Here is a 5,537-nt window from a genome sequence, read left to right as displayed (position 1 = left end):
GCCCACCGAGGCGAGATCTCGCCTCGGTGGGCCGCAGGACTCGACGGTCGTCGGCGCTAACCTCGGGACATGACGCGAGTCGATGAGGTCGTCGCCGAGCTGGCGGCGCTGGCGGACCCCAGGGCCCGAGCGGTCAACGAGCGGCACGGCGACCCGCACGGGGTGAACCTCACGAAGCTGCGGGCGCTGGCGAAGTCGATCGGCACCGACCACGAGCTCGCCCGCGGGCTGTGGGACTCCGGCGACGTCGCGGCGCAGCTCGTGGCCCTGCTGATCACCAGGCCGAAACAGTTCACCGAGGACGAGTTGGACGCGATGCTGCGCTCCACCCGCAGCGACAAGGCGCACGACTGGCTGCTCAACTACCTGGTCAAGAAGTCGCCGCACGCCGCCGCGCTGCGGACCCGCTGGCTCGGCGACGCCGATCCGCAAGTCCGGGCCGCCGGGTGGGCGCTCACCACGCACGCGGTGACGACCGCCGACCTCGATCGCGACGCCCTGCTCGACGAGATCGCGCGCGACATGCGCGACGCCGAGCCGAAGCTGCAGTGGGCCATGAACGAGACCCTCGCGACCATCGGCATCGAGGACGAGGCGCGCCGCGCCCGCGCGATCGCGATCGGTGAGGAGCTGCAGGTGCTCGCGGACTACCCCGTGTCGAAGGGCTGCACCTCGCCGTTCGCGCCGATCTGGATCGCCGAGATCGTCCGCCGGCGCGAGGCCTGAACCGCGCGGGGATCAGGGGCGGAACCGGGAGAAACCCTGATGACGCGGGCGGCCGCGCCGCCGTAGCGTGACCGCATGTCCGCAGGATTCCCGCTCGTCACCGTCCTCATCCGGCCCGACGATGAATCGCGCGTCGCCGGGCGCATCGGCGCCAGGCTGGGCGCCGGCGCGGCGCTGTTCGAGTTCGCGAGCTCCCCGGAGGACCCGTCGCTGCTGCGGCAGTGGGCCGTCGAGCACCCCGGAACCCCGCCCGCCGACCGACGGTGCCGGGTGCTCTGGGCCCGGTTCGACGAGGAGGAACTCCAGCGCGTCGCGGAGGCGGCGATCGACGTGCTCTCCCCGCACGCGCGGGGCGAGAACGAGGCGATCCTCGCCGGACGTGAGGTCCGGGTGACGCCCGACGAGTTCCCCTGGTACGCCCACGTGCCGCTCTGGGAGCTGGTGGACGTGCCCTGATCGCCCGCCCTGATGTCGGGGCGCGGCGCCGCCCGCGACTAGACTGGCGCGCGTGACGGACTCCTCGCCCAACCCCGTTCTGGTCGTCGACTTCGGCGCGCAGTACGCGCAGCTGATCGCGCGCCGCGTCCGCGAGGCGCGGATCTACTCGGAGGTGGTGCCGCACACCATCACCGCCGAGGAGGTACGCGCCAAGAACCCCGCCGCCATCGTGCTGTCGGGCGGCCCCGCGTCGGTGTACGCGGAGGACGCGCCGAATCTCGATCCCGCGGTGTTCGACCTCGGCGTTCCCGTCTTCGGCATCTGCTACGGCTTCCAGATGATGGCGCGGGCCCTCGGCGGCACCGTCGCGAACACGGGCGGGCGCGAGTTCGGGCGCACCACCCTCAGCCCCACCGGCGACGGTGTGCTCCACGTGGGACTTCCGGCCGAGCAGCCGGTGTGGATGAGCCACAACGACGCCGTGCAGGTCGCGCCCGAGGGCTTCGCGACGGTGGCGTCGACGCCCGGCGCCCCCGTGGCCGCGTTCGAGAACGTCGGCAAGAAGATGGCGGGTGTCCAGTACCACCCCGAGGTGCTGCACAGCCCCCACGGCCAGGAGGTGCTCACGCGCTTCCTGTACGAGATCGCCGGGCTCACGCCCACCTGGACCGCGGCGAACATCGCCGAGCAGCTCATCGACGACGTGCGGAAGCAGGTCGGCGACGGGCTGGCGCTGTGCGCGCTGTCCGGCGGCGTCGACTCCGCCGTCGCGGCCGCGCTGGTGCAGAAGGCGATCGGTGATCGCCTCACCTGTGTCTTCGTCGATCACGGCCTGCTGCGGCAGGGCGAGCGCGAGCAGGTGCAGCAGGACTTCGTCGAGGCGACGGGCGCGCGCCTGATCACCGTCGACGCCGAGGACACGTTCCTCGGGCACCTCAAGGGCGTCTCCGACCCCGAGGAGAAGCGCAAGATCATCGGCCGCGAGTTCATCCGCTCGTTCGAGGACGTCGTCTCCGAGGCGCTGGGCGCGCGGGCGGCCGAGGGTCACACCATCGACTTCCTCGTCCAGGGCACCCTGTACCCCGACGTCGTGGAGTCCGGCGGCGGCGCGGGCACGGCGAACATCAAGAGCCACCACAACGTGGGCGGCCTGCCGGAGGACCTCGAGTTCACGCTGGTCGAGCCCCTGCGACTGCTGTTCAAGGACGAGGTCCGCGCGGTCGGTCGCGAGCTGGGGCTGCCCGAGGAGATCGTCGGCCGCCAGCCCTTTCCCGGGCCCGGTCTGGCGATCCGCATCGTCGGCGAGGTCACCAAGGATCGCCTCGACCTGCTGCGCAAGGCCGACGCGATCGCGCGCGAGGAGCTCACCGCGGCGGGCCTCGACGGCACCATCTGGCAGTGCCCCGTCGTGCTGCTCGCGGACGTCCGCAGCGTCGGCGTCCAGGGCGACGGCCGCACCTACGGCCACCCGATCGTGCTGCGCCCCGTCAGCTCCGAGGACGCGATGACGGCGGACTGGACGCGCGTGCCCTACGAGGCGCTGGAGATCATCTCCACGCGCATCACCAACGAGGTCGAAGAGGTCAACCGCGTGGTGCTCGACGTGACGAGCAAGCCGCCGGGGACCATCGAGTGGGAATAGCGGTCACGTTCTGACCGGTGCCGCCGGTACCGTCGACGCCATGACGATTCTGGTGACGGGTGCGACGGGCAACATCGGGCGGAAAGTGGTCGACGAGCTGGTGGCGAGGGGTGTCGGCGACGTCCGGGCGCTCACCACGAACCCCGCGAAGGCGGCGCTGCCGAGCGGGGTGGAGGCCTTCAGCGGCTTCATCGGCAAGCCGGAGACGCTCGACGGTGCCTTCGAGGGCGTGACCGGGATGTACCTCGCGCCGTACGAGCCCACGGCCGCGGAGGTCCTGCGGCGAGCGAAGGACGCGGGCGTCGAGTACGTGGTCGCGACCTCGGGCAGCGCCCACTGGCAGGCGCTGACCGACACCATCCTCGCGAGCGGCCTCGACGTGACCGTCCTCGGCCCGGGCGAATTCATGGAGAACTTCGCGGGCTGGGCGGGGCAGGTCGCAGCGGGCGTGGTCCGCGAGCCCTACCCGGACGCGGGGAGCGCGCCGATCTCGATGGACGACATCGCGGCGGTCGCCGCCGCGCTGCTCGCGGCCGACGATCGGTCGCCGCACCTCGGGAAGGTCTACGAGCTCACCGGCCCGAGCTTCCTCACCCGGGTCGAGATGGCCGCGCAGATCGGCGCGGGCATCGGCCGCGAGGTGGGCTTCGAGCAGATCAGCCGCGAGGCGGCCGAGGAGGCGCTCCGGCCCGAGATGGGCGACATGGCCGGCTGGTACCTGGACCTGCAAGACGCCTCCCGCCGGTACCGGCAGGAGGCGAACTCGCTGGTCGAGGACCTCAGTGGTCGCCCGGCGATGAGCCTGGCGCAGTGGGCGGCGCGGAATCGGAGCCTCTTCGCGGCCTGATCAGGGTCACCCCCGCCACGACGACCGCGCCGATCGCGAGGAACCCGAGCAAGGTGCCGGCGTCGATGAGGCGGGGGCCGCCGACGATGCCCCAGGCGGCGATCGCGAGGGCGGCGATCCCGGCGACGAGGAGCGCGGGCGAGAGGCCGCGAGCGCGGCCGGATTCGGTCTCAGCGGACACGATTCACCTCCACATTGCCCACGTTGCCCTGGGCGTCGATGGTCAGGGTCGGAGCGCCGGGGGTGACGACGGAGTTCAGGGCCGTGGGGCAGTCGGAGTCACCGACCGAGACCTGGCACTGCACCTTCACGTTCATGGCGGCGGGAATCCGGATCTGCGTGTCGCCCACGCCCACCCGGGTGGTCACGGTGCGGTCGTGGTCCAGGGTGAGCTGCCGCAGGTCGAGCTGCAGCGAGCCCACCTGCAGGATGTACTGCTCCTGCAGATCGGTGGGCGCGGGCACCACGAACTGCTTGTCGCCGCGCGGGGCGTCGGCGAAGCCGCTCATCACGTTCTGCGCCATCGTGCCCACGATCACGAAGCCCGCCAGGGGGATCGCGACGGCGAGCAGGCCGTAGCCGCTGCGCCGGAAGGCGCCTGCGACGAGCCCGGTGCCCACCACACCGAGCACGATCGCGGCGGCCACCACGGGCGAGATCGATACGCCGAGAACGAGGTTGACGGTGGCGATCGCGGCGGCCGTGAGCAGCGCGATGCCGAGCGTCACGGGCGTGATCCGCGTGCGCCGCTTGGGCTCCGTCGGGACCGGGGCGTTCGACGCCGCCGGTTCGGGCAGGTCCCACGCGAAGGGCGCGGCGCCCAGCGGATCCCAGCGCGGCGGGTGGATCTCCTCGGTCACCTGGGTCTGCACGCGCGGAGCCTCGGGCGCCGGGGCCTTCCGCAGGTTCAGGGGTCCCGACGGTGCCGTGGCCGGCTCGCTCTGCGGGCTCGCGGCCGCGGGGTCCTCGGGCGCCTGCTCCGGGGCCTGGGCAGGGGCGGCGGCCTGCGGCGCCGTCGGATCCGTACCGGCGGGCGGCGTCCACACGGGCTGCCACGGGAACTGCGCCGCGGGCGGCTGCCAGGCCCCGACGGGGGCGGGCGGCGCGAGCCGCGCGGAGACCGCGGTGCCGGGCGGCGGCACCGGCAGCTTCTGGTGCAGCGCGTACCAGCCGGCGAGCAGCAGGGCCGCGCTGATCAGGCCGGCGCCGGGCCAGGAGGAGCCCATGCCGCCGCCGAACATGACCGCGAGGACCGCGACCATGATCAGCACGATGGTCGGCGGACCCGAGCGCTGCACGGGCGTGCCGTACGCGTACTCGGACTCCTTGGGGAGCACGAAGAGGCCGATGAAGTACGCGACGAAACCGAAGCCGCCGAGCACCGTCGCGCCGATGAAGGCGGCCCGGACCAGCGCGACGTCCACCTGGTAACGACGCGCGAATCCCGAGCACACACCGGCGATCGGCGCATTGCGGGCCCGGAGCGGCCGGGTCTCCCACATCTGCCGGAGCTGGGTGGAGAAGGTTGACGTATCCATGCCTTCGATCCTGCGGGCCCCGGCCGCCCCGGTCCATCGGGATCTACCCTGAAATCGTGCCGCCGCACCTCGGGGTGCGGGGTGATCTTTCAGGGGCTTCCCTGATACCCGCGGGCGACGATCCGTGCCACCATCGAGGGATCATGAGCAGACGAGCAGAGCGCCGGTGGGCGCGGCACCAGGCTCGCCAGCAGGCGTGGCAGCAGGGCCGGCAGAACTGGCAGCAGGGGTGGCAACAGGGCGCGGAGCAGGCGTCGGCCGCCGGCCTGCGCGCGCCCGCACTCGGTGCGGCGCCCTCCGTCGCCCAGCGCCCCGTCGCCCACCCCGTCGTCAACCGCCCCTCCGT

7 protein-coding genes are annotated in these 5,537 nt (G+C 72.7%); 5 read left to right on the top strand and 2 right to left on the bottom strand.

All coding sequences use genetic code 11. From position 1 onward, the window contains the following. The first annotated feature begins 69 nt into the window (after positions 1-69). The 4 genes from ACNAYW_RS24000 (at position 70) to ACNAYW_RS23985 (ending at position 3,653) form a co-directional block, all read left to right on the top strand. Positions 70-726, top strand: a complete 657-nt coding sequence (locus tag ACNAYW_RS24000; RefSeq protein ID WP_415852113.1) for a DNA alkylation repair protein — start codon at positions 70-72, stop codon at positions 724-726. Positions 727-801: 75 nt separating this feature from the next. After that, the gene (locus ACNAYW_RS23995) at positions 802-1,182 is read left to right on the top strand and encodes a hypothetical protein (protein WP_415852112.1); all 381 of its coding nucleotides are present in this window, start codon (positions 802-804) and stop codon (positions 1,180-1,182) included. A gap of 52 nt (positions 1,183-1,234) precedes the next feature. Next, the gene (gene guaA / locus ACNAYW_RS23990) at positions 1,235-2,806 is read left to right on the top strand and encodes a glutamine-hydrolyzing GMP synthase (RefSeq protein WP_415852111.1); all 1,572 of its coding nucleotides are present in this window, start codon (positions 1,235-1,237) and stop codon (positions 2,804-2,806) included. A 40-nt stretch (positions 2,807-2,846) separates the two neighbouring features. Continuing rightward, a complete protein-coding gene (locus tag ACNAYW_RS23985) occupies positions 2,847-3,653 on the top strand; it encodes an SDR family oxidoreductase (protein WP_415852110.1) in 807 nt (268 codons plus the stop codon). Here the strand turns inward: ACNAYW_RS23985 and ACNAYW_RS23980 are convergent. Further along, positions 3,586-3,834 carry a hypothetical protein gene (locus ACNAYW_RS23980; protein ID WP_415852109.1) on the bottom strand — a complete coding sequence of 83 codons (249 nt, stop codon included), beginning with the start codon at positions 3,832-3,834 and terminating at the stop codon, positions 3,586-3,588. The two genes, ACNAYW_RS23985 and ACNAYW_RS23980, sit on opposite strands and share 68 nt — an antisense overlap. Further along, entirely contained in the window at positions 3,824-5,191 is a 1,368-nt protein-coding gene (locus tag ACNAYW_RS23975) for a PspC domain-containing protein (RefSeq protein WP_415852108.1), read from the bottom strand. The genes ACNAYW_RS23980 and ACNAYW_RS23975 overlap by 11 nt, the downstream gene beginning before the upstream one ends. Positions 5,192-5,334: 143 nt before the next feature. Here ACNAYW_RS23975 and ACNAYW_RS23970 point away from each other — a divergent pair. Then, a partial coding sequence (locus tag ACNAYW_RS23970; RefSeq protein WP_415852107.1) for a hypothetical protein occupies positions 5,335-5,537 on the top strand: 203 nt, incomplete at its 3' end.

Origin of the sequence: Tsukamurella ocularis (genome assembly GCF_965138335.1) — a bacterium.
Lineage (GTDB): Bacteria > Actinomycetota > Actinomycetes > Mycobacteriales > Mycobacteriaceae > Tsukamurella > Tsukamurella ocularis_A.
This window is presented reverse-complemented; position numbering and strand designations above follow the sequence as displayed.

Coding starts and splice junctions, on each gene's coding strand:
- ACNAYW_RS24000 (WP_415852113.1), top strand. CDS start 70: ATGACGCGAGTCGATGAGGTCGTCGCCGAGCTGGCGGCGCTGGCGGAC.
- ACNAYW_RS23995 (WP_415852112.1), top strand. CDS start 802: ATGTCCGCAGGATTCCCGCTCGTCACCGTCCTCATCCGGCCCGACGAT.
- ACNAYW_RS23985 (WP_415852110.1), top strand. CDS start 2,847: ATGACGATTCTGGTGACGGGTGCGACGGGCAACATCGGGCGGAAAGTG.
- ACNAYW_RS23975 (WP_415852108.1), bottom strand. CDS start 5,191: ATGGATACGTCAACCTTCTCCACCCAGCTCCGGCAGATGTGGGAGACC.